General features: G+C 69.3%; 28 protein-coding genes. 12 read left to right on the forward strand and 16 right to left on the reverse strand.

Translation table 11 applies throughout. The features are described 5' to 3' along the window. Positions 1-57: 57 nt before the first annotated feature. A complete protein-coding gene (locus DDQ50_RS06955; protein WP_116755898.1) occupies positions 58-903 on the forward strand; it encodes a DUF3097 domain-containing protein in 846 nt (281 codons plus the stop codon). Positions 904-964: 61 nt separating this feature from the next. On the opposite strand, the gene DDQ50_RS06960 is transcribed toward DDQ50_RS06955, so the two are convergent. Both DDQ50_RS06960 and DDQ50_RS06965 read right to left on the reverse strand, forming a co-directional pair. Continuing rightward, the gene (locus DDQ50_RS06960) at positions 965-1243 is read right to left on the reverse strand and encodes a hypothetical protein (protein ID WP_116755899.1); all 279 of its coding nucleotides are present in this window, start codon (positions 1241-1243) and stop codon (positions 965-967) included. Between the two features lie 61 nt (positions 1244-1304). Then, the gene (locus DDQ50_RS06965) at positions 1305-1805 is read right to left on the reverse strand and encodes a metallophosphoesterase family protein (protein ID WP_116756156.1); all 501 of its coding nucleotides are present in this window, start codon (positions 1803-1805) and stop codon (positions 1305-1307) included. Between the two features lie 41 nt (positions 1806-1846). On the opposite strand from DDQ50_RS06965, the gene DDQ50_RS06970 reads away from it, so the two are divergent. After that, a complete protein-coding gene (locus DDQ50_RS06970; RefSeq protein WP_133245929.1) occupies positions 1847-2098 on the forward strand; it encodes an HAD family hydrolase in 252 nt (83 codons plus the stop codon). Between the two features lie 10 nt (positions 2099-2108). After that, positions 2109-2360 (forward strand): DUF3072 domain-containing protein, encoded by a 252-nt coding sequence (locus DDQ50_RS06975; protein WP_116755901.1) that lies wholly within the window; start codon positions 2109-2111, stop codon positions 2358-2360. Between the two features lie 73 nt (positions 2361-2433). Here the strand turns inward: DDQ50_RS06975 and DDQ50_RS06980 are convergent, their stop codons facing one another. Further along, a complete protein-coding gene (locus DDQ50_RS06980; RefSeq protein WP_116755902.1) occupies positions 2434-3411 on the reverse strand; it encodes an LLM class F420-dependent oxidoreductase in 978 nt (325 codons plus the stop codon). Between the two features lie 117 nt (positions 3412-3528). Between DDQ50_RS06980 and DDQ50_RS06985 the strand changes: the two genes are divergently transcribed. After that, positions 3529-4203, forward strand: a complete 675-nt coding sequence (locus DDQ50_RS06985) for a DedA family protein (protein WP_240614259.1) — start codon at positions 3529-3531, stop codon at positions 4201-4203. Here DDQ50_RS06985 and DDQ50_RS06990 read toward each other — a convergent pair. Continuing rightward, positions 4163-5392, reverse strand: a complete 1230-nt coding sequence (locus DDQ50_RS06990; protein WP_165829729.1) for an acyltransferase family protein — start codon at positions 5390-5392, stop codon at positions 4163-4165. The genes DDQ50_RS06985 and DDQ50_RS06990 overlap by 41 nt on opposite strands. Before the next feature lie 155 nt (positions 5393-5547). Between DDQ50_RS06990 and DDQ50_RS06995 the strand changes: the two genes are divergently transcribed. Then, positions 5548-6174, forward strand: a complete 627-nt coding sequence (locus DDQ50_RS06995) for a hypothetical protein (protein ID WP_116755904.1) — start codon at positions 5548-5550, stop codon at positions 6172-6174. Further along, a complete protein-coding gene (locus tag DDQ50_RS07000; protein ID WP_240614260.1) occupies positions 6131-7135 on the forward strand; it encodes an oxygenase MpaB family protein in 1005 nt (334 codons plus the stop codon). Before DDQ50_RS06995 ends, DDQ50_RS07000 begins: the two co-directional genes overlap by 44 nt. A gap of 53 nt (positions 7136-7188) precedes the next feature. Here DDQ50_RS07000 and DDQ50_RS07005 read toward each other — a convergent pair whose 3' ends face one another. The 3 genes from DDQ50_RS07005 to DDQ50_RS07015 form a co-directional block, all read right to left on the reverse strand. Further along, positions 7189-7914: a YcnI family copper-binding membrane protein gene (locus tag DDQ50_RS07005; protein WP_116755905.1), complete on the reverse strand. Its 726-nt coding sequence runs from the start codon at positions 7912-7914 to the stop codon at positions 7189-7191. Positions 7915-7976: 62 nt separating this feature from the next. After that, complete coding sequence (locus DDQ50_RS07010; protein ID WP_116755906.1) at positions 7977-8585, reverse strand: hypothetical protein; 609 nt, start codon at positions 8583-8585, stop codon at positions 7977-7979. 48 nt (positions 8586-8633) lie between these two features. Continuing rightward, a complete protein-coding gene (locus tag DDQ50_RS07015; RefSeq protein WP_116755907.1) occupies positions 8634-8975 on the reverse strand; it encodes a hypothetical protein in 342 nt (113 codons plus the stop codon). A gap of 259 nt (positions 8976-9234) precedes the next feature. Here DDQ50_RS07015 and DDQ50_RS17035 point away from each other — a divergent pair, with 259 nt between their 5' ends. From DDQ50_RS17035 to DDQ50_RS07025, 3 genes are all read left to right on the forward strand, one after another. Next, entirely contained in the window at positions 9235-9516 is a 282-nt protein-coding gene (locus tag DDQ50_RS17035) for a hypothetical protein (RefSeq protein ID WP_133245930.1), read from the forward strand. Between the two features lie 77 nt (positions 9517-9593). After that, positions 9594-10049 (forward strand): MarR family winged helix-turn-helix transcriptional regulator, encoded by a 456-nt coding sequence (locus tag DDQ50_RS07020; RefSeq protein WP_116755908.1) that lies wholly within the window; start codon positions 9594-9596, stop codon positions 10047-10049. Between the two features lie 13 nt (positions 10050-10062). Further along, complete coding sequence (locus DDQ50_RS07025) at positions 10063-10503, forward strand: OsmC family peroxiredoxin (RefSeq protein WP_116755909.1); 441 nt, start codon at positions 10063-10065, stop codon at positions 10501-10503. Positions 10504-10629: 126 nt separating this feature from the next. Here DDQ50_RS07025 and DDQ50_RS07030 read toward each other — a convergent pair whose 3' ends face one another. The 3 genes from DDQ50_RS07030 to DDQ50_RS07040 form a co-directional block, all read right to left on the reverse strand. Further along, complete coding sequence (locus DDQ50_RS07030) at positions 10630-11637, reverse strand: alpha/beta fold hydrolase (RefSeq protein ID WP_240614261.1); 1008 nt, start codon at positions 11635-11637, stop codon at positions 10630-10632. Between the two features lie 62 nt (positions 11638-11699). Then, the gene (gene arsM, locus DDQ50_RS07035; protein ID WP_116755910.1) at positions 11700-12455 is read right to left on the reverse strand and encodes an arsenite methyltransferase; all 756 of its coding nucleotides are present in this window, start codon (positions 12453-12455) and stop codon (positions 11700-11702) included. Beyond that, positions 12452-12877 carry an arsenate reductase ArsC gene (locus DDQ50_RS07040; protein ID WP_116755911.1) on the reverse strand — a complete coding sequence of 142 codons (426 nt, stop codon included), beginning with the start codon at positions 12875-12877 and terminating at the stop codon, positions 12452-12454. Before DDQ50_RS07040 ends, arsM begins: the two co-directional genes overlap by 4 nt. Before the next feature lie 85 nt (positions 12878-12962). On the opposite strand from DDQ50_RS07040, the gene DDQ50_RS07045 reads away from it, so the two are divergent. Next, the gene (locus DDQ50_RS07045; RefSeq protein ID WP_116755912.1) at positions 12963-13313 is read left to right on the forward strand and encodes an ArsR/SmtB family transcription factor; all 351 of its coding nucleotides are present in this window, start codon (positions 12963-12965) and stop codon (positions 13311-13313) included. Between the two features lie 27 nt (positions 13314-13340). Here DDQ50_RS07045 and DDQ50_RS07050 read toward each other — a convergent pair whose 3' ends face one another. Continuing rightward, positions 13341-13748, reverse strand: coding sequence for a DoxX family protein (locus tag DDQ50_RS07050; RefSeq protein WP_240614262.1), 408 nt, complete (start codon positions 13746-13748; stop codon positions 13341-13343). Between the two features lie 82 nt (positions 13749-13830). On the opposite strand from DDQ50_RS07050, the gene DDQ50_RS07055 reads away from it, so the two are divergent. Next, positions 13831-14238 (forward strand): winged helix-turn-helix transcriptional regulator, encoded by a 408-nt coding sequence (locus tag DDQ50_RS07055; RefSeq protein WP_116755914.1) that lies wholly within the window; start codon positions 13831-13833, stop codon positions 14236-14238. Between the two features lie 59 nt (positions 14239-14297). Here the strand turns inward: DDQ50_RS07055 and DDQ50_RS07060 are convergent, their stop codons facing one another. Further along, entirely contained in the window at positions 14298-15767 is a 1470-nt protein-coding gene (locus DDQ50_RS07060) for an MFS transporter (protein ID WP_116755915.1), read from the reverse strand. Then, positions 15764-17125 (reverse strand): M20/M25/M40 family metallo-hydrolase, encoded by a 1362-nt coding sequence (locus tag DDQ50_RS07065; protein ID WP_116755916.1) that lies wholly within the window; start codon positions 17123-17125, stop codon positions 15764-15766. Before DDQ50_RS07065 ends, DDQ50_RS07060 begins: the two co-directional genes overlap by 4 nt. A gap of 390 nt (positions 17126-17515) precedes the next feature. Here DDQ50_RS07065 and DDQ50_RS07070 point away from each other — a divergent pair, with 390 nt between their 5' ends. Next, the gene (locus tag DDQ50_RS07070) at positions 17516-20188 is read left to right on the forward strand and encodes a phosphoenolpyruvate carboxylase (RefSeq protein ID WP_116755917.1); all 2673 of its coding nucleotides are present in this window, start codon (positions 17516-17518) and stop codon (positions 20186-20188) included. A gap of 270 nt (positions 20189-20458) precedes the next feature. On the opposite strand, the gene DDQ50_RS07075 is transcribed toward DDQ50_RS07070, so the two are convergent. The 3 genes from DDQ50_RS07075 to DDQ50_RS07085 all read right to left on the reverse strand — a co-directional run bounded on the left by DDQ50_RS07075 (position 20459) and on the right by DDQ50_RS07085 (position 24430). Further along, positions 20459-21145 (reverse strand): class I SAM-dependent methyltransferase, encoded by a 687-nt coding sequence (locus tag DDQ50_RS07075; protein ID WP_116755918.1) that lies wholly within the window; start codon positions 21143-21145, stop codon positions 20459-20461. Positions 21146-21206: 61 nt separating this feature from the next. Continuing rightward, positions 21207-22706, reverse strand: coding sequence for a SulP family inorganic anion transporter (locus DDQ50_RS07080; protein ID WP_116755919.1), 1500 nt, complete (start codon positions 22704-22706; stop codon positions 21207-21209). A gap of 245 nt (positions 22707-22951) precedes the next feature. Then, positions 22952-24430, reverse strand: a complete 1479-nt coding sequence (locus DDQ50_RS07085; protein ID WP_116756160.1) for an MGDG synthase family glycosyltransferase — start codon at positions 24428-24430, stop codon at positions 22952-22954. Positions 24431-24535: the final 105 nt, after the last annotated feature.

The following is a 24535-nucleotide window of genomic DNA, read 5'->3' on the forward strand; positions in this document are numbered from 1 at the left end:
GGCAACACACCGGCGCCGCGGGCGGGTCGGCGGGCACGGCGAAGTTAGCGTCGAAGGATGGAATTCGACCGCTACGGATCCGATGTGCTCGCGACGAACGACTGGCGCAAGCCGAAGAAGGCTCCCGTCGTCATCGTCGAGGCGGTCAACGACCTCGTCGTCGAGCTCGCCGGCGACGGGTTCTGCGGCGCGGTCGTCGGAACCGAGGGTCGGATGGTTCGTCTCGAGGACTACCGCGGCAAGGTGCGGCTGTTCCCGCTGGGGCCCGGTTTCCTGCTCGAGGGGAAGCCGGTCGTCCTCAAGGCCCCCGCCGCGCTCAAGGCCCAGGGCGGGCGGCTGGTCAGCGCGTCGGGATCGATCGCCGTCACCGATGCGAAGGCCAGGACGGCTCGGGCGAGTCGCATCTTCGTCGAGGGCCGCCACGACGCCGAGCTGGTCGAGAAGGTGTGGGGGCACGATCTCCGCGTCGAGGGCGTCGTCGTGGAGTACCTGGAGGGCGTCGACCACCTCGAGGACATCCTCCGCGAATTCCGGCCCCAGAACGGACGGCGGGTCGGAGTCCTCGTCGACCACCTCGTGACCGGTTCGAAGGAGAGCCGTATCGCCGACCAGGTGCGCAAAGGACCGTTCGGAAAGTCGGTCCTGGTCGTCGGTCACCCGTACATCGACATCTGGCAGTCGGTGAAGCCCGCACGCCTCGGGCTGAAGGCCTGGCCCGTCATCCCGCGCGGCACCGAGTGGAAGCACGGGATCTGCGAGGCGCTGCGCTGGCCGCACGAGGACCAGGCGGACATCGCCCGCGCCTGGCAGCGGATCCTGTCGCGCGTCGACAGCTACACCGACCTCGAACCCGAGCTGCTCGGGCGGGTGGAGCAGCTGATCGACTTCGTCACCAGCGACTGAGTCTCGGGGGGACTCGATGAGTCGGCGCCCGAGCGTCAGCGCCCGAGCTCGAGGGCTCGAATCAGCGGTCGGCGCGCGCGTTGACCCGGATGCTGATCCGGCCCTCGTAGATCCCGCGATCGTCGTCATCGGCTGACGGGGCGGGTGCGGGGAGCGAGGTCTGCCGCTCCACCTCGAGCTGCGCCTCATGGCGGGCGGGGGCGAAGATCTCGTCGGCGACGCCGAACATTCCGCTGCCGATGGACCCCGACCCGCGAGCGGGCCGCGAGGAGCCGCGCGCAGCGATCGACATGGCGGTGATCGCGGCAACGGCGACGCCGGCGACGATCAACCACTCCACGCGCACGATCCTATGTCGCCCCTCGGACCCGGTGGGCGTGTCGCGGATGGCGTGTGGCGAATCAGCCGAGGCGATGCAGTTCGACCTCCGCGATACGACCGTCATCCAGCACGAGGGTCATGAATGTCCGATGCGGCTGGCGCCGTCGGTCGGTGGGGGAGCCCGGGTTCAGCAGTCGCAGGCCACCCGGAGCCGTCGTATCCCACGGGATGTGGCTGTGTCCGAAGACGAGCAGATCGGTACTCCGGAATGCCGCCTCGGCCCGGCGCTCGCGGCCGGTCGCCGCGCCGGTCTCGTGCACCACGGCGACCCGAACCCCGTCGATCTCGGCACGGCCGACCTCCGGCAGCCGGTCGCGCAGGTCCTGGCCGTCGTTGTTGCCCCAGCAGCCGAGCAGGCTGCGGGACCGTTCGCTCAGCCGTTCGAGCGTCGACAGGTCGACCCAGTCGCCGGCGTGCACGACGACGTCCGCCCGATCGACCTCGCTCCACACCTCGGCCGGCAGATCTTTCGCCCGCTTCGGCAGATGTGTGTCAGCTACGAGAAGGAGCCGGGTACTCACGTTCACATTCTGCGCCGAGCGCGGGGGCGTTCACTGGACGGATGATCACTGATCGATCCGTCTCGGCTGACGAAGCGGTAATGGTCGGCGACTCGGTGTACGACATCCAGCCGGCCACTCGCGCGGGGGTCGTGGCGATCGGCCTGCTGTCCGGCGGAGCGGGTGCCGCCGAGCTCACGGACGCGGGCGCGATCGCCGTGTACGAGGACGCCTGCGCTCTGCTGGATGCCCTCGACGACGTGCTCGGCGGGGGCTCAGCTGACGCTCCGCCCGCTGTCGGACGTGCGGCGTAGTGTCCCTCGCATGACCGACAGCAACGCATCCACCAGCGAGCCCGAGATGCTCGGAGCTCCCCGCGACGACAGCGACCCCTCCTCCGCTGCGAAGGACCCGGCCGACTGGGTCACCGGCGACGAGCCGATGACCGGACCGCAGCGCAGCTATCTCGACACCCTGGCCCGCGAGGCCGGCGAGGAGATCCCCGCCGACATCACCAAGGCCGAGGCGTCCGAGCAGATCGACCGCCTGCAGAACGAGACCGGGCGCGGCCAGTAGTCGCGACCTGACACACGCCGACGCCGCCTCCCATCGGGAGGCGGCGTCGGCGTTTTTGCGAGCGGTGACCGGCTCAGGAATTCTCGGCCGCGTCGCGCAGCAGTCCGAGCAGAGGCGCGGCGGCCTCGTCGAGGAAGCGCTGCTGCAGCTCGTCACCGACCTGGACGAGGGCGACGTCGGTGAAGCCGGCCTCCCAGTACTCCTTCACGGCCTCGACGATCGCATCGAGGTCAGGACCGCAGGGGATGCTCTCGGCCACGTCCTCGGGACGCACGAACTGGGACGCCCCGGCGAAACCGGCCGGCGTCGGCAGGTCCGCGTTGACCGCCCAGCCGCCGCCGAACCAGCGGAACTGGTCGTGCGCGCGTGCGATGGCGTCATCCCGGTCGGGCGCCCAGCTGATCGGGATCTGACCGATCTTCCGTGCACCCTCGCCCTTCAGGCCGTCCCACGCCGACAGCAGTTCGGCATCGGGTTCCGTCGTGATGAGGTGATCGGCGAGCGGCGCGAACCGCTCGAGCGCCTTCTCTCCTCCGACCGCGATCCCGATCGGCACGCCGCCATCGGGTGCGTCCCAGATCCGCGCGGAATCGACGCGGAAGTAGTCGCCCTGCCAGGTGACCAGCTCGCCGGTGAGGAGTTCGCGGATGATCGAGGCCGCCTCGACGAGCATGTCCTGCCTCTGGTCCACCGGGGGCCAGCCCTCGCCGGTCACGTGCTCGTTGAGGTTCTCGCCCGAACCGAGCCCCAGCATGAAGCGACCGTCGGACAGGAGCTGCAGTGTCGCCGCCTTCTGCGCCACGACAGCGGGGTGGTAGCGCTGGATGGGAGAGGTGACGTAGGTCGCGAGATCGACCTTCGACGTGGCCTGCGCCACCGCGCCGAGAACGGTCCAGGCGTAGGGCGCGTGCCCCTGGGAGACGAGCCAGGGTGAGTAGTGGTCGCTCGAGACCTCGAAGTCGAAGCCGATCCGTTCCGCGTCGACGGCGTAGGAGACGAGCTCCTTGGGGCCGCTCTGCTCGGTCATGAGCGTGTATCCGAATCGAACCATGGTGTCCTTCTCCCTGTCGTGTCCGGCCTCTCAGCCGCGCTTCGACGCTATGGCGGACGTCGATCCGATCCCCGTCGAGCGAGGGAACTCCCAGCAACCCCCACCTAATCTGCAGGTGTGACCAGCCACGCACTGACCACGCTCGCAGCGGCCTCCGGGGGCGGCACCGACGATCTCGGCGGACTCGTCGGCGTGGCTGCCCGGGTGATCCGCGCTCTGGGCGAAGTCGGGGTCGGGCTGCTGACCCTTGCCGAGACGATCTTCCCGCCCATCCCGAGCGAAGTGGTCCTGCCGCTCGCCGGCTTCCTCTCCCAGCGCGGCGACATGAACATCGTGTTCGTCTTCATCAGTGCGACGCTCGGCGCGTACCTCGGCGCCCTGCTGCTCTACTGGCTCGGTCGCCGGATCGGCGAGGAGCGCTCGATCAGACTGCTCTCGAAGCTCCCGCTGGTCGACCGGGACGACTTCGAGCGTGCGGCCGGCTGGTTCTCGCGGCACGGCAAGTCGGCCGTGTTCTTCGGTCGTCTGCTGCCGGGCGTGCGCAGCCTCATCTCGCTTCCCGCGGGTGCCGCCAAGATGTCGCTCGTCGTGTTCAGCGTGTTCACGATCGCGGGCAGCGCCCTCTGGAATGCTCTCCTCATCGGCCTCGGGGCTCTGCTGGGCACTCAGTACGAGCTCATCGACCAGTACTCCTGGGTGCTCGACGTGCTCGTCTACGCGGCGATCGCCGGGGTGATCGGCTGGCTCGTCATCAGGCGGATCCGGCGCGGACGGGCATCGACGGCGTCGTGACGGCGGTCTGATCGCGACTGCCCGACCGTGAGGCGAGAGCCCGGTTCAGTGCGCGGGCCGCGCGGTGGCTGGGACGCTCGACGAACCGCCAGAACAGGTGGGCGACGACGAAGCTGACCGGGATCGCGAGCAGCGCGGCCTGCTTCCAGTCGTCCGGTCCGAGGAGGTAGGCGAGCGCCACGATGATCGGCACGTGGACGAGGTAGAGGCTGAACGAGATCCGGCCCAGCCAGGCGAACAGGGGCCGGGTCAACGCCTCGCGCACCGCCGGCACGACGATCGCCAGCACGATGACCGCCACCGACGAGGCGACGCTCACTCCGCGCAGCGCCTCGACGATCGTCGCGTCGGCGACGAGCGGCCTCGCCAGCTCGGAGGCGACGAAGCCGAGAAGGGCGGCAGCGAGCAGCAGAGGCCACCCGATGCGGAACCAGGAAGCGGTGTTCCTCTCGGCGGCCCACGCAGTGAGCCGGGGGAGCAGAACGGCGACGAGGGTGCCGAGCAGGAACGCCGGAAGGTAGGAGAGTGTGCCGTCACCCACGGCGAACCCGGTCACCGCGATCCCGAGCACGACCGGACCGATCACCCACCAGAACCGGGCAGCAGCTCTCGCGGCGACGATGAAGAGCGGCAGCAGCACCGCGAACAGCATCTCCCAGCGCAGCGACCAGAGCACGTTGTCGATGTCGTAGCTGTATCGGGACAGTGTCGCCTCATCGATGAGGGTGCCGGCGGTCAGGGTGGCGGCGTTGTTGTCGACGAGCCAGCCGGCCGGGAACAGGGAGGTATCGCGGGGAACGGCGACGAGGAGCACCGACGCCAGGACGAGCGCGGCCCAGACGGGCAGCATGATGCGCACGAGACGCGATGCCAGGAACCCCGCCCAGGAGAACGAACGCGACCGCAGTGCCGGCAGTGCGACCACGAGTCCGCTGAGCACGAAGAACAGCACGACGGCCTCGCTGCCGGCGGTGAAGAGAGCGAGCGGGGTGTCGTTCAGCCACCACCAGAGGCCCCCGGGTGCGGCAGAGGCTCCCGTGTCGAGGTGCGGGCGCGCGACCTCCATCAAGTGGTGGAGGACGACGACCAACGCCGCGACCCCGCGCAGCCCGTCGAGTGCTCCGAGTCGCCCGGACGCGGCCGTCGGCGCTGCGATGCGCTCGGAACTGCGCGTCGAAGACTCGGTCATTCCCTCAACACTACGAACAGGTCCTGGGCGTCGCCCGGGTCCTGGCGACGTCATGGCATGCGCTCAGTGCCGCCTCAGCCGACGGTTCTAAAGTCGGATGATCCGTAGGATTCGCGCCGGAGACGGCGTGCTGGCATCAGCAGGAAGGACAGGCCATGGGATTCCTCGACCGGTTGCTCGGACGCGAAGACGACAGCGCCGACCAGCGCCCCGCACGTCCGCAGACGCAGCCCCGCACCGATGACGAGATCGCCATCGAGCGGTACCGCTACCTCCTCCGCACCGCCCCGCCCGAGACGATCGAGCAGGTCCACGCCGAGGCGTTCTCGAAGCTGACCCCCGAGCAGCGACGCCAGGTCTACGACGAGCTCAAGCAGGGATCCGAGCCTCCCGTCGACGACCAGCCCGCCTCGCTTGCGAGGTCGGCCACCCGTGCCGAGATCCGTGATCCCGGCTCGATGGAGCGCACGTTCGGCGGCAACGCGGCGCGTGGCGGCCCGAGCTTCGGCTCGATGGTCGGCTCCTCGATCCTCGGAACGGTGGCCGGTTACGTCATCGGTTCCGCTCTCGTCAGCGCGTTCATGCCCGATGCGGGGTACGGCGACGCGTCAGCCGACGGCGGAGATTCGGGCGACACGGGCGCGGACTCAGGCGACGCCGGCTCGGACGCCGGAGGCGACTCCGGCGGCTGGGGCGATTCCGGCTGGGGCGGCGATTCCGGCGGGGGCGACTTCGGCGGTGGCGATTTCGGCGGCGGGGACTTCGGAGGATTCGACGTCTGACATCGTCGACCAGGCGGCCGGCACGCCGGGTCCGGAGACGGACCCCGAGGTGTCGGTCATCGGCCGCGCCTTCGATCCCATCCGACAGAGTCTCCTGCGCACGCTCACGAACGAGGATGAGAGCCCGCCCGAGTGGGTCAGCAAGCTCGAACGCGGCGACGACGGAGGCTACTTCCCGCAGAGCTCGGCAGCGTGGGCGGTCCACGGCGACCTGCCGACGATCGTCGCGGGGATCCGCGCCCTGCTGACTCAGGCCCTTCATCCGGGGGCGCTCGCGGGTGTTCACGACCACTCCCGGTACCGGGAGGATCCGTTCGGTCGGCTCGCGGGCACGATCCGCTGGATCTTCACGGTCACCTACGGCTCGACCGATGCGGCCGACTCCGCGACGGGGTGGGTGCAGCACATCCATCAGCGGGTGCGCGGCGTCTACCCCGGATCCGACGGCGAGCCGATCGCCTACGCGGCCGACGATCCCGACCTGCTGCGCTGGGTGCATCTCGCGTTCACGGATGCGTTCCTCGGGGCGCACCTGGTCTGGGGAGCGCGTCCGATCCCGGGTGGACCCGATGCCTACGTCGCCGAGTGGGCGAAGGCCGGCGAGATGATGGGCGTCGCGGCCCCGCCGCGGACGCATGCCGAGCTTCGTGCGCAACTGCGGGAGTATCTCGACGCCGGCATCCTCCGGTACGACGAACGCGTCGCCGACGTGGTGCGGTTCCTCCGGCGCCCGCCGCTGCCCCGAGCGCTGAAGCCCACCTATCCTCTGCTGTTCCGTGGCGCCGTCGCGTCGATGGACGACGAGTACCGCGCACTCCTCGGACTGCCGACTCCGCGTGGTCCGGTCCGACTGCCCACCGCGCTGGTGCTCGACGCGACCGGGCGGCTCATCGGTCGCACGACGGGCGCCGAGGTGTCGGCTCTCGCACGTCTCGAGCGACTCGGTCTCACCCGTCCCTGACGGGGCGCTGAGTCCGCGGGCCGGAAGACGATCCGGCCTGCGGACTCCTCGGGTCAGGCCTTGCGGCGCCCGAACGCGGAATAGCCCGCGAACACGAGCGCGAGAGCGGCCACCACCAGTGCGGCGATCCCGAGGCCGCGCGCGACCCCGTCGTCGGACGACGTGGACGACGCGGTGACCGTCGCGCTGTCGTCGTCGGCGTCCGCCGCGGCGTCGTCACCGTCCGCAGCGCCCCCGTGGTGGTCGGCAGCGGGAGCGTCCGTCACGTAGAGGACCGGCGCGGGGTACTCGCCGTCGGCGTCGTCCGCCCACTCGACGACCTCGCCGTCGGAGTACGTCTGCGTGGCGGGAAGCGCGATCGAGCCCGTCTCGGGGACCGGTCCGACGCTGATGGCGAAGCGCTGGAACTCACCCGGGTCGATCTGGGTTCCCTCGTCGGCCTGCCAGGTGATGCTCGTGGCAGCCTCCGTGATCTCGGTGCCGTTCTGATCGACGGGCTCGGGCAGGGCGCCGCGGTTGACGGTCGCGGTCCAGCCGTCGACCGGCTCGACGGACACGCTGGCGAACGGGGTGTCCGTCGGCAGGGCGACGGACAGGGCGATGGTGCCCGCCGTCTCGCTCTCGTTGGGGACGCGGAAGGTCAGGAGCGAATAGCTGCCCGGCTCCGCCTGGTCGGGACTGACGGAGACGTGCGCGCTGGCGGCGAGCGGGGCGGCGAGGGCGAGGACGCCGCCGGCGATCAGTGCGGTGAGCGCGCGAGTGGTCTTGTTGATGGGCATGGTGGTGTTTCGGCTTTCTGGAGTCTGCTGGATTGGGGTTCGCGTGACGCCCGTTCGGGCGGTCAGGCCCGAACCGGAGGTCCGCGATGACGCAGAGTGCCGAGGAGTTCCCGCAGAGGCGGTGGAGTGCTGACCGAGTCGGCGGGGAGCGCGAGGCCGCCCGTGCGCCGGACCGGGATGAGGGTGAAGCGAAGGAGCGCGACGACGACCCGTCGGGCGATGGCGGCCGTCGCGTCGAGAGTCCTGCGTCCGAGGAGGACGATCGCCGCGGTGAGGACGGCGGCCGCGGCGTGCGCGAGGAACATGGGCGGGACCGGGCTCGCCCCGATCTCGGGCTGCATCGCGCCACCGTGCTGGTGCGCGACGGCGAGCGAACCCGCCGTGCCGGTGATCGCGAACAGACCGTGGAAGCCGGCCTGGCTGACGACGACGGCGACGGTGGTACGCCAGATGGAGAGAGCGACTGACGAGAGCGCGAGGCAGACGAGCGCGGCCAGCGCGAATGCGAGTGCGAGGGTGACGAATCCGGGCGGGGAACCCCCGCCGACGACATGCGCGAACATGGCGACGAATGTCGAGATGGACGCCGTCGCGAGTGCGCCGAGCGTACGGACGGAGCGGTCGCTCACTCGCGCACCCCCGTTGTTCGGCTCGTCGATGCCGGAAGGCATCGATCCGACCCTATCCGGAGGCGCGGGGGGTCGGCGCAGCGGCGAGCCTCAGAAACCGACGAACAGCGCCGTGATCCCGAGCCCGCCGGCGACCACGGCGGTCACGCCGGCGACGCCGATGAAGACCCGCTCGCGGGTGCGTTCGAGGCGTGTGCGACGCAGGATCTCGGGTTCGAGCGAGCGCTGCGCGGAGACGAGGTCGGGATGCGACTCGAGCCGTGCGCCCACGCTGTCGAAGGCGGTGAACTCACCGGGACGTTTGGATTCGACGATTCCGGCGAATTCGCCGCGGCGTCGGCCGACCCACATGGTGTCGCCCACGGTGGACCAGTCGATCGAGAGCTGTGGGAATTCGGTGAAGCCGGTGTTCGTGGGGCGAATTGCGGTCATGACGACTCGATGTCTCGGAGCGTGCGGGCCCCGCGTCTCAGCCCGGGGGAATCCACGTCGACGCGGCACTGACTCAGTGCTTCATCGCCGGCGGAGAAGTGTTCTACTCCCGGTTCACTCACGCTAGGGGAGCCCCGGGCGGGGGCGCATCCTACGGTGGAGTGATCCGGACCCCTACCACAGAGTGACGCCCCGTGCCTGGGCGTCCGACCTGAAGCGACACGCGGCGAGTGTCGAACGTTTGTTCTAATCTCGGGCCGTGGCAGGAAGGACGTGGCCGAGTCGGCAGTGGCATCCGCTGCTCGCGACCATCGAAATTACTCCCGGCAACTGGGAGCTGCGAGATCACCTGGGGCGGACCTACGGGGTGGTGCGCATCATCCGGCGCGGAGACGAGGTCGGCTACAAGGCGGAGTTCATCGACGAGGACGGAGGGCGCCACCTCGTCGGCTATCGGACGAATCTCGCCGCGTCATGTCTCCATGTCCACTGGCGGTTCCTCGCGTCTCACGGGCCCGGAGGCCCGGTGAACGGCGCATGATCACGGAGGCTGAGATCATGCTGGGAACAATTGTCTTGTGCACAACATAGTTGGACGCGAGCTGCTAGCTTCGCTGCATGGCCGCCGAAACGAAGACTCTGGGTGTCGATCAGCAGATCTGCTTCGCGCTCTACAGTGCTTCGCGCTCGTTGACCGCGCGATACCGCGACCTGCTCGCGCCCCTCGGCGTCACCTACCCCCAGTACCTCGTGCTGCTCGTGCTCTGGGAGACCGCTCCTCTGAGCATCGGGGCGATCGGCGAGCGTCTGCAGCTCGACTCGGGCACCATGTCGCCCCTCGTACGTCGTCTGGAGTCGCTCGGACTCGTCGAGCGCACGCGCACGGCTACCGATGAGCGCACGGTGCTCGTCCATCTGACCGCCGCCGGTCGTGATCTCGAGAGCCTCGCAGCGGGCATTCCCGATCAGATCTGCGCCGCCACCGGGCTCGGAGTCGAGGATGTGGTCGCCCTGCGCGACCAGGTCGCCGACCTGGCCGAAAATGTCCGCGCTTCAGCACGAACCGCGGCCTGACAGAAGGAGAATCATGCCCACTCGTACCGCCCGCACCGCATGGAACGGCAGCCTCGAAACCGGTGAAGGCCAGGTCGAGCTGACCAGCTCGAAGCTCGCCACATTCGACGTCTCCTTCCCGAAGCGTGCCGCCGACGACGCGAACGGTGCCACGAGCCCCGAGGAGCTGCTCGCCGCCGCCCACTCCGCCTGCTACGCGATGCAGCTCTCCGCCGTGCTCGGTGCCGCGGGCGGAACGGTCGAGGCTCTCGACGTCAAGGCCGACGTCTCGCTCGGCCCCGACCCCGCAGGTGGATTCCGCCTCACCGGGATCGCGCTCACGGTCCGCGGCGAGGTCACCGGAATCGACGCTGCCGCGTTCCTCGAGGCCGCGAACGCCGCCAAGGTCGGCTGCCCCGTCAGCAAGGCGCTCACCGGAGTCGAGATCACCCTCGACGCCGAGCTCGAGGAGTAGTCGACCCGCATCATCGGAGAGGGCGGGCGTCTCACGACGCCCGCCCTCTTCGCGTGCCGCCCGCGGTAGGGGGCCTTCGGCATCCCCGCCGGCATCGGTGTCGTCTCGCGATGTCAGGGGATCAGGTCAATCCTCGGGCTGGTCGATCGCGCGTGCCGCGATCGTCTTGCCCTCGGCGATCTTCTCGTCGTCGTCCTGCAGCACTCCCGCCGTCTCGAGGATCCGGCCGCCGATCGCGGTGACGATCTCTGCGGGCGTGTGCTCGGCAGCCTCGTCGGTTGCCGGGGTCTCGGGGGCGACGTGCAGCCGCGAGTCGTCGACGGGAGCCTGCTCGGACTCCCGTGCGTGTTCGACGCAGAGCCTCGCGACCGTCTCGGCGTGGGCGTACATCACCGAGTGGGCGGCGCCGGTGATCTCCCACGTCTTCGATGACGGCAGCAGCTCGCCGACCTGCTCGACCCATTCACGTGGCGCGACGGCGTCGAACTCGCCGCGGATGACGAGCGTGTGGGCGCGGATCCGCGGAAGGCGGTCCTCGATCGGGAACGAGAGCATCTTCGGCAGGACTCGGAAGAACCAGCGGAATCCGCAGAACAGATAGGCGCTGATGGCGAGCACTTTCACGGTGTTCGGTTCGTGCCAGCTCGCCTGCAGGAAGCGGCGTGCCTGGGTGATCACCCGCCGCTCGGTCGGATGGACGACAGGCCCGATGAGCACCAGTGTCGAGATCTCAGGGCGGCGGGAGACGAGATCGCTGACCACCTGACTGCCCATGGAGTGCCCGATGATGATCGGATCCACGAGATCGAGCTCGTCGATGACCTGGCCGACGAGGTCGGCGTAGTCGCGGATGGACAGCGTGTGGTCGGGGTGCGGGACGCCCGCGAAACCCGGCAGGTCGACGGCGTGCACCGGCCCGAACTCGTTGAGGTACGGTGCGAGCTTCTCGAAGTACGTCGACGAGACTCCGATGCCCGGGACCAGGAGGAAGGGCCGGGTGCCGTCGGTGCCGACCGAGTTGACGCGCACGTACATGCCGTCGCGACGGACCCTCGTGACCTCGACGGTCGGCGAGAGCTTCCTCCGTCGCTCGCGGATACGCGGCTCGGCGGAGGATCGGGAGGAACGGACCACCCTCCAACGGTAGCCGTGCCATCCGGTGCGGATGCTCGGATGCCCCCCGGTCCGTGAGGGTGTCAGAGGGGTCGGGTCGCCTTGATGATCGCGCCGTGCATCTCGGGGGCGACCTCGTGCGTGTACTCGACGGTGATGTCGGTGAATCCGGTGCCAGTCAGCGAGTCGACGTATTCGCTGCGGGACAGTGCGCCCGCGATGCAGCCCGCATGGCTGCCCCGCTCGACGCGGTCCGCGTGGGACAGGTGGTCTTCCGCGACGACGTCGGACACCCCGATCCGACCGCCGGGCCGCAGCACCCGGAACATCTCGGAGACCACGGCGGCCTTGTCGGACGACAGGTTGATGACGCAGTTGGAGATGACGACGTCGATGCTCGCATCGGCGAGCGGGATCTCCTCGATCCGGCCCTTCAGGAACTCGACGTTCTGGGCGCCCGCCTCGATCCTGTTGCGCTCGGCAAGGGCCAGCATCTCGTCGGTCATGTCCAGTCCGTACGCGAACCCGGTCGGCCCGACGCGTCGTGCCGAGAGGAGCACGTCGATGCCGCCACCCGAGCCGAGGTCGAGAACGGTGTCGCCGGGAGCCAGATCGGCCACAGCGGTGGGGTTGCCGCAGCCCAGGCTCGCGAGCACCGCTCCCTCGGGGAGGCTGTCGGTGCTGATGCCGTCGTAGAGGCGGGAGCCGAACACCTCGGGTGCGTCGAACGCGTCGGAAGAGCAGCAATCGGCTGCGCCGGATGTCACGTCGGTCACGGCGAGAGCGGCGCGGGCGTACCTGTCGCGCACCGCATCCTGGAGTCGATCGTCGGCGCTCATCGTCCGGTGCCCCCCGCCGCAGTCGGGATCAGCTCGGCCAGGAGACCCTCGATCCGGCCCTTGATGTCGTCGCGGACCCGTCTCACGGTCTCGATGTCCTTGCCCGCCGGGTCCTCGAGGTCCCAGTCCTCGTACCTCTTGCCAGGGAAGAAGGGACAGGTGTCGCCGCAGCCCATGGTGATGACGACATCGGAAGCCTTCACCGCTTCGGTGGTGAGCAGCTTGGGCGAGTTGTTCGCGATGTCGATGCCCTCCTCGGCCATCGCCGAGACGGCCACCGGGTTGAGCTGGTCCTTCGGCTCGGAACCGGCCGAGAGCACTTCGACAGCACCACCGGAGAGCGCCTGCATGTAGCCGGCGGCCATCTGGGATCGTCCTGCGTTGTGCACGCACACGAACAGCACTCGGGGCTTGTCAGGCATAGTCTCTCCAACCGATCGATGGCCGTCGATGGAAAAGCTAGGCGAACCCATCGATGAATGTCAATGTGTATGCGACACTGAAGCCGTGCCCGTTTCCGAACTGCTGACGCTGACCGACGTATCGGCGTGCTGTGCGCCGATCGCCCGAGCGCCCATCGCATCCGACCACGCGGAATCGCTGGCGCGATCCCTCAAGGCCCTGGCCGACCCAGCGCGCCTGCGCCTGGTGTCGATGGTCGCGGCCCACGAGGACTCGGAAGCGTGCGTCTGCGACCTCACCGAGCCGCTCGGCCTCAGCCAGCCCACGGTCTCCCACCATCTGAAAGTGCTGGTGGACGCCGGATTCCTCACGCGGAGCAAGCGCGGTATCTGGGCGTACTACCGTCTCGTGCCCGGCTCGCTCGATGCGGTGGCCGGGCTGCTGACGACGGTGTAATCGGGGCCTGTCGATCCGGGTCCTCCGTCAGAGGAGACTCGTGGCCAACCAGACGGCCACGCCGGCGAGTGCGAGCAGGACGATGTTGAACCCGATCTGCCGACCCTCGCCGCGGCTCAGGTGAAGCGCGATGCCGCCGACCTGCACCAGGATCAGCCCGATCGCCGCAGCGATCGCAAGCGCGGGAGCGACACCGGTGAGCGGCGGGAGAATCAGGCCGGCAGCTCCGAGCACTTCGAGCACCCCGATCGTCTTGATGACGGCCACGGGCGTCGCATCGACCCACCCCATCATCGGCCTCAGCTTCTCCCTGCTGCGGAGGATCTTCACCCCGCCCGAGTACAGGTACACGAGCGCCAGCAGTCCGGCGACGATCCAGTAGGCGATCTGCATGAGGTTCCGTTCGTTCCAGTAACTGTTTGTGTGCAACCACATGCTGCGTCAGTATCGGAACGGTTACAAAAGGCACAGAGCTGTTCGCAAGGAATCACGCGGTGCGGGGAGACGGAGGACGGTCGTGTCGGAGTACGAAGACACCTGCATGATCCTCGGCGACGGGGGCAGGCGGGTTCGTGCGATCCTCGATCGGATCGGCGACAAGTGGACCCTGCTCGTCGTCGCCACGCTCGACGCGGGCCGCATGCGCTACTCCGAGCTCCAGCGGCATGTGCCGGGTGTATCGCAGCGGATGCTGTCGCTGACGCTGCGCAACCTCGAGCGCGACGGCCTGGTGACTCGTACCGCCTATGCCGAGGTGCCGCCGCGTGTCGAGTACGAGCTGACGGGGCTCGGCGCGAGTCTCATCGAACCCGCGCTCACTCTGGCCGGCTGGGCGATCCGGAACAACGGGGCGATCGAGGCGAATCGGGCCGCTCATGACGAGGCCCGTGCCACCGCTGGCGAGTCAGCTGCTCCCGACGCCTGAGGGACCCGCGTGGAGATCGTCACCGATCCGAGCTGAGCCGCGTTTGCAGCGAATCGTGTCTAGCCGACGAGACCGCGACCCGAGTCCTGGGCGATCGTCTCCGCGTCGACGCGCTGATCGGTGAACGAGTCCTTCGGCACGAAGATCAGGAGGCCCGCTGAGATGAGCGCGGTGATCCCGCAGATCGCCCACACGGTGAAGTAACCCGCGAGCGGGGCGGCCGTGCTCTCCGCAGCGGAACCCATCGCTCCGGCCGCGAGGGCGATGCCGAACGTCGCCGATGCGATCGCTCCACCGGCCGTCTTCACCGAGTTCGTGAGCCCTGTCGCGACGCCGGTCTGCGCCGCGGGGGCGGCAGCTGCCGCCGCGGCCGGCAGGGCGGCGACGAGGGCGCCCGATCCGAGCCCGACGACCACCATGCAGGCCACGACCGTCGCATACGTGCCGTGCAACGGGATGAGGGCGAGGAAGCCGATCCCGACGAGCATCGAGGCTCCGACGAGCGCGAGTCGCGGAGTCGCACGTCGTGCGATCGGTGTGAAGACCAGTGCGCCGACGATCATCGCGATCAGGTAGATGCCGATGATCAGAGAGGTCAGGAAGCCGGTCGTGCCGAGCCCGTACCCGTTGGCCTCCGGGTCGGTGCGGGCGAACGTCGACAGGGGCGCCTGCGCCCCGAGCACACTGACGCCGAAGAGGCCGGCTGTCAGGAAAACGGGGCGGAGGGCCGGCGAGCGGAACATGCGCACATCGATGAGCGGGTCGCTCTGGCGCAGCTCCCAGCGGGCGAACGGCCAGAGCATCAGCAGGCCGACGAGGACGAGCAGCCACGGCAGCGGGTTGCCGGCTCCCGCCAGACGCAGGTAGCTGAGGCCGCCCATGAAGATGACGAGTGCGAGTGACAGCAGGATCATGCCGACCGTGTCGAAGCGTCCGCCCGCTGATTCGGGCGACTCCTTCACCCCGACGAGGATGACGACGAAGCAGGCGACGACCAGCAGGGCGGGGATGAGCAGCACCGTCCGCAGCGGCAGCGAGTCGATGAGCGCGCCACCGGTCAGGGCTCCGGCGATCGCACCGAGTTCGAGGGATGCGACCAGAAGACCCGCGGCCGTCGCGGTGACGGCGGATCGCTGGGGCATGCTGCGCGAGCGCGACCAGATCAGCGCGATCTCGAGCGGCAGCCACACCGTGTAGAAGCCCTGCAGCGCCCAGGCGACGAGGAAGAGGGCGAATGAGTCGGTGAACGGCAGCGCGAGCGACGCGATCGCCGTCAGGGCGGTCGACCACAGGAGCATCCGCTTGTGGCCGACCATGTCGCCGAGCTTCGCGAACGCCGGGATGATGAGCGCTGCGATGACCAGCTGCGCCCCCTCGAACCAGTTCACGTCGGCGTCGTGGATGTCGAGGTAGCGCGCGATGTCGGTGAGCATCGGGGTGTAGTAGCCCTGCAGCACACCGCTCGTGAACTCGACGAAGACGAGGAATCCGACGACGGTGGCGAGGGAGCCGAGGGTCACGCGTTTCATCGTCCAGCTCCTGTTCTCCGGGTCGCCGCCCTGATCAGGGTGCGGTGGAAGACCTCGCCGCGCTCGAGCGCGGCGATCTCGACCCGTTCGTCGACTCCGTGGATCGAGCCCCGCTGGGCGACGCTCATGGCGAGCGGCGCGAAGCGGTAGACGGCGGGGGAGAAGCGGTGGAAGTAGCGGGAGTCCGTGGCCGCCATCATGACGTAGGGCACGGTCGTCGCGTCGGGATACGAAGCGGTGACCGCCTCGCGGAGGAGCGCGAACTGCTCATTGTCGGTGCGCGACTCGGGTGACGGATCGTCGCCGTGCAGGAAGGCGACGTCGACGAGCGGGTCGTGGATGCGGTCCCTCACCCGGGCGATCGTGCCGTCGATCGTCTCGCCGAGCGCGATCCGCAGGTTGAGGGTGACCGACGCCTGCGACGGGAGCACGTTCGAGGCGATGCCGCCGCTCTGCATCGTGGGGGCGATGGTGGTGCGCACGAGGGCTGCCGGTTCGCCACCCATTGCGGCGAAGACGCGCGCCGCGACCGGCGGGACCGAGCTGAGCGTGCGGTAGAGGAGTCGGCGCCCGCCCGTGGCTTTCTCGGAGAGCAGGCGGAGCATGTCGGAGATCGCGGAGGGAGTGCGCGCCGCGAACGTGGTCGGCGTGAGTCTCGTGACGGCGCGCGCGAGTCGGCCGACCGCGGTGACTGAGGGCGGGGCGGAGGCGTGCCCGCCCTCCCCGCGGGCGCTCAGCAGCAGGTCGAGGGTGCCCTTCTCGCCGACGCCGACCATCGCGGTCGTGCCGCCGACGCCGGGGAGCGGTGCGTCGACGACGGCGCCGCCCTCGTCGAGCACGAACCACGGGGTGATGCCGCGCTCGCGCAGGAGGGAGGAGATGGCCTGCGCTGCCGTTCCGCCGACCTCCTCGTCGCCGCCGAACGAGAGGTAGACGTCGCGTGCGGGCGAGAATCCCTCGGAGATGAGGTTCTCGACGGCTTCGATGACGACGAGGAGCGGGCCCTTGTCGTCGAGGGTCCCGCGGCCGTGAACGTACCCGTCGTCGATGACGCCGGCGAAGGGCGGGTGGGTCCAGGCGTCGCTGGTATCGGCGGGCACGACGTCGAAGTGCGCCATGAGCACGAGCGGGTCCGCGGACGGGTCGGTGCCCCGCCATCGGTAGAGGAGCCCGAGTTCGGTGACCTGCTCGAACTCGAGCGCGGCGGCCGCCAGCGGGTAGAGCTCGGCGAGGAGATCGCGGAACGCGCGGAACGGTTCCGGGCCGCGTTCAGCCGCTTCGGCGGACACGGTGGGCAGCTGGATCATGCGCGACAGCCGCTCGGCGACCCCGGGTCGGGCGGGGATCGTGTCGTTCATGCGCTCACGATACGGTCCCCGCCATCTCGGCGCCGTCCCGCGCGCCGCCGGCCCCGCCCATTGAGCGCAGCGAAATGAAGGGGGTTCCAGGCGAGGCCCCGCCCATTGAGCCCGTCGAAATGAAGGGGAGCGGGCCGACCAGGTACCTTCTCCGACCCGCCCATTGAGCCCGTCGAAATGAAGGGGGTCCCGACCAGGCACCGCCCATTGAGCCCGTCGAAATGAAGGGGGTCCCGACCAGGCACCGCCCATCGAGCCCGTCGAAATGAAGGGGAGTGGCGCGATCGGGGCCCTCGCTTCGACGGGCTCGGGGGGCGGCTGCCCCGCCCACCGGCCTCTGAGACAGGCGAGGCGAACTTCCTTGTAACACAGGACCTCTAACGTCGGAGTATGCACGAAGCCACCCCATCCGATGTCACCGACCTCGTCGGCCGGTTCGAAGCGGAGCAGAACATCCCCGAGCGGATGCGCTCCGACGTCCACCTGTTAGGCGATCTGCTCGGCAAGGTGCTCTGCGAAAGCGGTTCGGCTGAGCTGTTCGAAGACGTCGAACGGCTGCGGCTGGCGACGATCCAGGCCTACACGGATGAGACCGACGATGCGTTCGCACGGGCCGCTGCCATCGCCGAGTCGTTCACGATCGAGCGGGCCGACGAAGTCGCTCGAGCCTTCACCGCGTACTTCCATCTCGTGAACCTCGCGGAGGAGCACCAGCGGATCCGTGCCCTGCGCGAGCGCGACACCCAGGCGGTGCGGCGCGCGGACGCGAACGACTCGGTCGTCTCGGCGTTCCGTCGTCTCGAGGAGGAGGTCGGTGCCGACACGGCACGTCAGCGCCTCCAATCGATGAAGTTCCATCCCGTCTTCACCGCGCACCCGACCGAGGCGCGACGTCGAGCGGTGTCCGGAAGCATCCGCCGCCTCGCCGACCTGCTCGACGACCACGACGCGGCGTCGGGCGGGACCGCGCTTCAGCGGGTCGAGATCCGCATGCTGGAGGAGATCGACACTCTGTGGCGCACGGCGCCCCTCCGCGCGGAGAAGCCGTCGCCGACCGATGAGGTCCGCTCGATCATGGCCGTGTTCGACGAGACCCTCTACACCTCGATCCCGGCCGCGTACCGCCGCATCGACGACGCCCTGCAGGGCGATCGGGCGGGGGCCGGGGCGCCGGTGATCCGTCCGTTCGTGCGCATCGGCACCTGGGTGGGCGGCGACAGGGACGGCAACCCGTTCGTCACCGCATCGGTGACCAAGAAGGCGGCGGGCATCGCAAGCGAGCACGTGCTGCTGGGGCTCGAACGCACCGCCGCACGGGTGGGACGCGGGTTGACGCTCGACGCGACGACGACCCCTCCGTCGGATGCGCTGCTCGCGCTCTGGCAGCGTCTTCGTTCGGCGGACGAGGACGCGGCGGCCGAGATCGCGAAGCGCTCGCCGAATGAACCCCATCGGCGCGTTCTCCTGCTGCTGTCCCGCCGCATCGCAGCGACCCGCACCCGCGACGCGGACCTCGCGTACACCGATCCCGATGAGCTCCTCTCCGAGCTGACGATCGTGCACGAGTCGCTGCTCGCGGCGGGTGCAACCCGACAGGCGTACGGGCATCTGCAGGAGTTCATCTGGCAGGTGCAGACCTTCGGGTTCCACCTCGCCGAGCTGGAGGTGCGCCAGCATTCCGCAGTGCACGCGAAGGTGCTGGCCGAGATCGAGTCGGGGCAGCCGCTCAGTGAGCTGGCCGAGGAGGTGCTGCAGGTCATCCGCACCATCTCGCAGATCCAGCGCCGCTACGGGCCTCGGGCCGCAGGCCGGTACATCGTCTCGTTCACCCAGTCGGCCGATGACCTGCTGAACGTCCACCGGCTGGCGCGGGCCGCGGTCGGGCCGACCGGCACGCCGCCGGTGCTCGATGTCATCCCCCTCTTCGAAACCTTCGCCGACCTCCAGGCCGGCCCGAGCATCCTGGCCGAAGTCGTCGAGCACCCCGAGTTCGCGTCGCGCCTCGAAGCGACGGGTCGCCGGCTCGAGGTGATGCTCGGCTACTCGGACTCGTCGAAGGATGTGGGGCCCGTTGCCGCAACGCTGGCCCTCTACGAGGCGCAGCGCGAGATCGCCGCCTGGGCGGCGGAGAGCGACATCGAGCTCACCCTGTTCCACGGTCGTGGCGGCGCGCTGGGTCGCGGTGGCGGGCCGGCGAACTCGGCGATCCTGGCGCAGCCGCCGCACTCCGTCGACGGCAGATTCAAGCTGACCGAGCAGGGCGAGGTGATCTTCGCGCGCTACGGCGGCAGCGACATCGCGATGCGGCATATCGATCAGGTCGCCGCCGCAGTGCTCCTCGCGTCAGCGCCGTCGATCGAGAAGCGCAACGAGGACGCGGCTGCGCAGTACGCCGAAGTCGCCTCGACGATGGATGAGGCTTCACGGGCGCGTTTCTTCGAGCTGGTCAAGGCTCCCGGCTTCGCGCCCTGGTTCGCCACGGTCACGCCGATGGAGGAGATCGGGCTCCTGGCGCTCGGGTCCCGTCCTGCCCGCCGTGGCCTGTCCGTGGAGTCGCTGGAGGACCTGCGAGCCATCCCGTGGGTGTTCGCGTGGACGCAGGCGCGCATGAATCTCGCGGGCTGGTTCGGCCTCGGAACGGCGCTGGAGGCGGTGGGCGATGAGGCCGTGCTCGCGGCCGCCTACCGGGAATGGCCGCTCTTCCAGACGATGATCGACAACGTGGCGATGGGTCTCGCGAAAGCCGATGCCCGCATCGCCCGCCACTACCTGGCGCTGGGCGACCGAGACGACCTCGCAGCGCTGGTGATGGAGGAGATGGGGCTGACTCGCTCCTGGGTCGTCCGCCTCGCTGGTGGCGGGGATCTGCTCGCGGGCAAGCCCGTGCTGCAGCGCGCGGTCAAGATGCGCAGTCCGTACGTCGACGCGCTGTCACTTCTCCAGCTGCGTGCCCTGCGTGCGCTGCGCGAAGCGCCCGAGGGAAGCGCGGCGGATCCCGATCTGCAGCGACTGCTGCTGCTGTCGGTGAGCGGTGTCGCTGCCGGACTCCAGAACACGGGGTGACTCGGCACCCGCCCACTGAGCGGAGTCGAAGCGAAGGGGAGCCGCCACCGGGGCTGGGTACCTTCGCTTCGACGGGCTCAGCGGGCGGCGGTGGGTACCCGCCCATTGAGCGCAGCGAAATGAAGGGGGTTTCGGACGTGTGGCGAGGTCCCGCCGATTGAGCCTGTCGAAATGCAGGGGGTTCCGGTGGCCGCGCGGTCCATCGCTTCGGCGGCCTCGACGGGCTCAGCGGGCGGCGGTAGGGGAAGGCTCAGCGGGCGGCGCTAGCGCTCAGTCGGCGGCGCTCGTGCGTCGGAGCTTCAGCACGCTGTCGACGATGCTGCTGTCCGATCCGTCCGGTGCGACGATCGGCCTCTCGACGAGTTCCGAGGTGATGACCGTCCAGTCGCCCCGCTCGAGTCGCGGGTTGTCGACGAAGAGAGCCTCGAGCATCTCGTCCGGTGTCGGCAGCTCCTCGATGTGATCGCCGAACTCTGCCGGGTCCACCCAATGGGGCACCCCCGAATGCCCGACGATGAGCAGCAGCCCACCGGGCGCGACGGCCTCGGCGGCGCGACGCAGGATGCGCTCCCTCGGCAGTTCGACGAACGAGTGCAGGAAGCAGGCGGAGACCAGGTCGTAGCTCCGGGGTGGCTGCCAGTCCGACAGGTCGGCGGCGACCCAGGTGATGTCGTCGCCGGGCTGCTGCTCGGCTGCCCCGATGGCGAGGGCCGACGGCGCGATGTCGACGGCGGTCACCGCCCAGCCCTGACGGGCGAGCCACAGCGCGTCGCCGCCTTCGCCTGCTCCGAGGTCGAGGGCGGTGCCGGGGGAGACCTCGCCCACCTCGCGCACGAGAGCGGCGTTCGCGTTGCCGCTCCACGACTTGCCGTTCTCCCGGTACCGGTTCTCCCAGTACTCGGCGGCGGTCAGTCCGGTGGTGTCGACGGTGTGCTCGTGGCCGTGATGCGAGGTCATGCCTCCACCCTGGAACGCGACTGCCCCAGGCGCAAACGAAGTTGCGAGAACAGCAAACGATTCAGACGCCGAACCGTCCGGTGAGTCGGCTGTGGAATCCGGTGCTCCGCTCGTCCAGTCCTTCGATCGTGACGGTCGCGCCGCGGGAGCGGTACTTGGTCTCGATCGAATCGAGAGCCGCGACGGTCGACGCGTCCCAGATCTGGGCGAGGCTCAGGTCGATGGTCACCGTTGCGGGGTCGTCGGCGTACAAGAACCGGTCCACGAGGTCGTTGCTGCTCCCGAAGAACAGCGGTCCGCGGACCGTGTAGCGCACGCCCTCGCCGTCGGTGTCCACCGCGCGCTCGACGGTGATCACGTGGGCGACGCGGCGCGCGAAGAGGATCATGGCGAGCACGACGCCGACGAGGACTCCCATCGCGAGGTTGCCCGTGGCGACCACCACGACCACGGTGACGACCATGACCAGGGTCTCGGGGAACGGCATCCGACGCAGAGTCGAGGGCTTCAGACTGTGCCAGTCGACCGTCGTGACCGCGACGACCATCATCACCGCCGCGAGGGCGACCATCGGGATCTGACCCATGATCGAACTCAGACCGGTGATGAGTCCGAGCAGGAAGACCCCCGCGACGGTCGTCGAGATGCGGGTGCGAGCGCCGCCGGTCTTCACGTTGAGCACGGTCTGGCCGATCATCGCGCAGCCCGCGATGCCGCCGTAGAAGCCGGCGAGGATGTTCGAGACGCCGAGCGCCCACGACTCACGACCCTTGTGCGACGGAGAGTCGGTGATCTCGTCGACCAGCTTCGCCGTCAGCAGCGTCTCCATGAGCCCGACGAACGCGACGCTCAGCGCCGTCGGCAGAATCAGCTGAAGGGTCTCGAAGTTCACCGGCACGAGCCACGGCGTCAGACCGGGGAGCTGGCCGGTCAGCTCGCCCTCATCGGCGACATCGGGCACGGCCAGCTTCGCGATGATCACGATGGCGGTGACGACGACGATCGCGATGAGCGGCGACGGGACGGCTGTGGTGAACCGGGGGACGACGAAGATGATCGCGAGGGTCAGCGCGAACAGGATGTAGGCGAGCCATGGGACGTCGATGACGTGGGGTACCTGGGCGAGGAAGATCAGGATTCCGAGGGCGTTGACGAAGCCGATCATCACCGAGCGGGGAATGAACCTCATCAGCCTCGCGAGTCCCGCGAAGCCGAACACGATCTGGATGATCCCGGCCAGGATCACCGTGGGAAGCACGTATTCGACGCCGTGCTCGTGCACGAGCGGAGCGATCACGAGAGCGACGGAGCCCGCCGCTGCGGTGATCACGCCGGGGCGCCCGCCGAGGACCGACATGGTGAGCGCCAGGACCACCGATGCGACGAGCGAGACCATCGGGTCGACGCCCGCCACGATCGAGAAGGAGATGACCTCGGGAACGAGCGCCAGGGTCGTCACCATTCCGGCGAGGACCTCGCGCGACAGCTGGCGGGGCGATCGCAGGGCGCTCAGGACGGTGATCGGATTCGGAATCTGCGGCGGACGCGCGGCGTCGGACATGTTGGTGCCTCCAGCGGGGGACTCTCGCGGGAGAGCGGATGTGACGTGGCTGCGCACTGCGGCGTGCGATGACGCGACCGGCGCCCGGGAGGTCTGAGCGTCCGGGGGCCTCGCGACCGTCCAGCAACCCTAACCGAGACGCCGAGACGATCTCCGGAGCCACTCACCCGGGGGCTCGGGATCCGGCGCCGGTCTTCGGCGACCAGGCGACCTCTCGGGACGGAGGCCCCGACCTGCTCTCGTCTCTAGGTGGTGGGCGCCGCGAGCCCTTCGACGTGAACGGGCAGCGCGTCGTCGCCCCGCAGCACCGCCCGGATCAGGCGTCGTGCCTCCCAGCGGGGGGAGACGACGGACTGGTCCCGACGCAGCATCAGGTCTCCGCTCGGCGTCCCGTACCGCTCCTCCAGATCGTCGAGCTCGTCGGCCCGCAGGAGTGCGACCGTGCTGCCGACCGACGAATCGATGAGGCGGACCAGCGAGGACGGCCCGGTCAGTTCGGTGGCGATGAGTCGCTTCTCGCTCGTCGCGAGGATCGTCTTCTGGGCGCCGCGCGTCACGATCATGGGACGCGAAGGGCCGTCGAGCAGTCCCGAGAGAACATCGGCAGCCGCATCGGGGCGCCCCAGTCGCTGAGCCGCCGCCTGCATCCGCTGAAGACGGCCGGGCGTGCGAAGGACCTCGTCGATCTTCCAGCCGATCGTGGCCGCGGTGTTGCAGCGGACCGCAGCGCCCTGCTCCATGAGGTAGTCGCCGTTGCGCACCTCCTGGCCGGGGATGGGGTTCACCAGCACCATCGGCAGCCCCGCCGCCATGCATTCCGAGGCCGAGAGCCCGCCGGGCTTACCGATGAAGAGGTCCGCTTCGCGCAGCAGCTTCGGCATCTCCGTGGTGAAGCCGAGTACTCGGTACCGGTCGCCTGCCGGCGCCACGAGCTCTTCGATGCGCCCGCGGAGCTCGTCGTTGCGCCCGCAGACCACCGTCGCGGTGAACGGGGAGCGGATGTGCATCGTCTGCCTCACGACGGCGAGGGCGTAGTCGCCTCCGGCCGCTCCCGCGGAGATGAGGAGCATCGGGGGTTCGGTGCGGGAGGGCGGAGAGACCGACGTGTCCGCGGCGTCGAGTTCGGGTGCCGCGCTCGTCGACGGGATGATCGGAATGCCGGTGGCGGAAACGCGATCGGACGGCAGACCGAGTGCCGTCAGCTGAACCCGGCCTTCCTCCCGTGCGACGAACAGCGCGTGGAAGGCGCTCGTCAGCCACAGGCCCTGGAAGTCGTAGTCGGTCGTGACGACCGCGGTCCTGGCGTCGATCGTGCCGCGCAGCAGCAGCGATGCCAGCAGCTGGGCGGGAAGGAAGTGGGTGCAGATGATCGCGGTCGGCTGGAACCGCTTGATCGCGGCGACGACCGGCAGCGCGTTCGCCCGATTCCACGGGGTGATGAGTCCGCGGCGCCGGAAGGGCGGGTCGCTCTGGTCGTAGCCCCACTCGACGAGCCATGGCAGGTCTTCGACGAGGACGAAGTACCCCTTGCCGAGAAGGTCGCGGTACAGGACGTTGCTGGCCTGGAGCACGTCGAGCACCTGCACTTCGGCGATGTCGGCGCGCCCGGCGCAGGCCTGCTGCACTGCTGCCGCCGCGCTGTTGTGTCCGGACCCCACCCCGGCGGAGAGGATGAGTACCCGTTCTCCTGGTGCGGCGGGGCCGGGAGCCGTTGTCCTACGCATGAGCACACGGTAGTGGGACGCGGTACCTCACCGCCCGCCGACAATCCGGGCGGCGGACAGGTGCGGGGAAGTAGCCTTCTGTCCGACTCGTCGTTGTGCCGGTAT

The organism is Amnibacterium flavum, from assembly GCF_003097495.1.
Lineage (GTDB): Bacteria > Actinomycetota > Actinomycetes > Actinomycetales > Microbacteriaceae > Naasia > Naasia flava.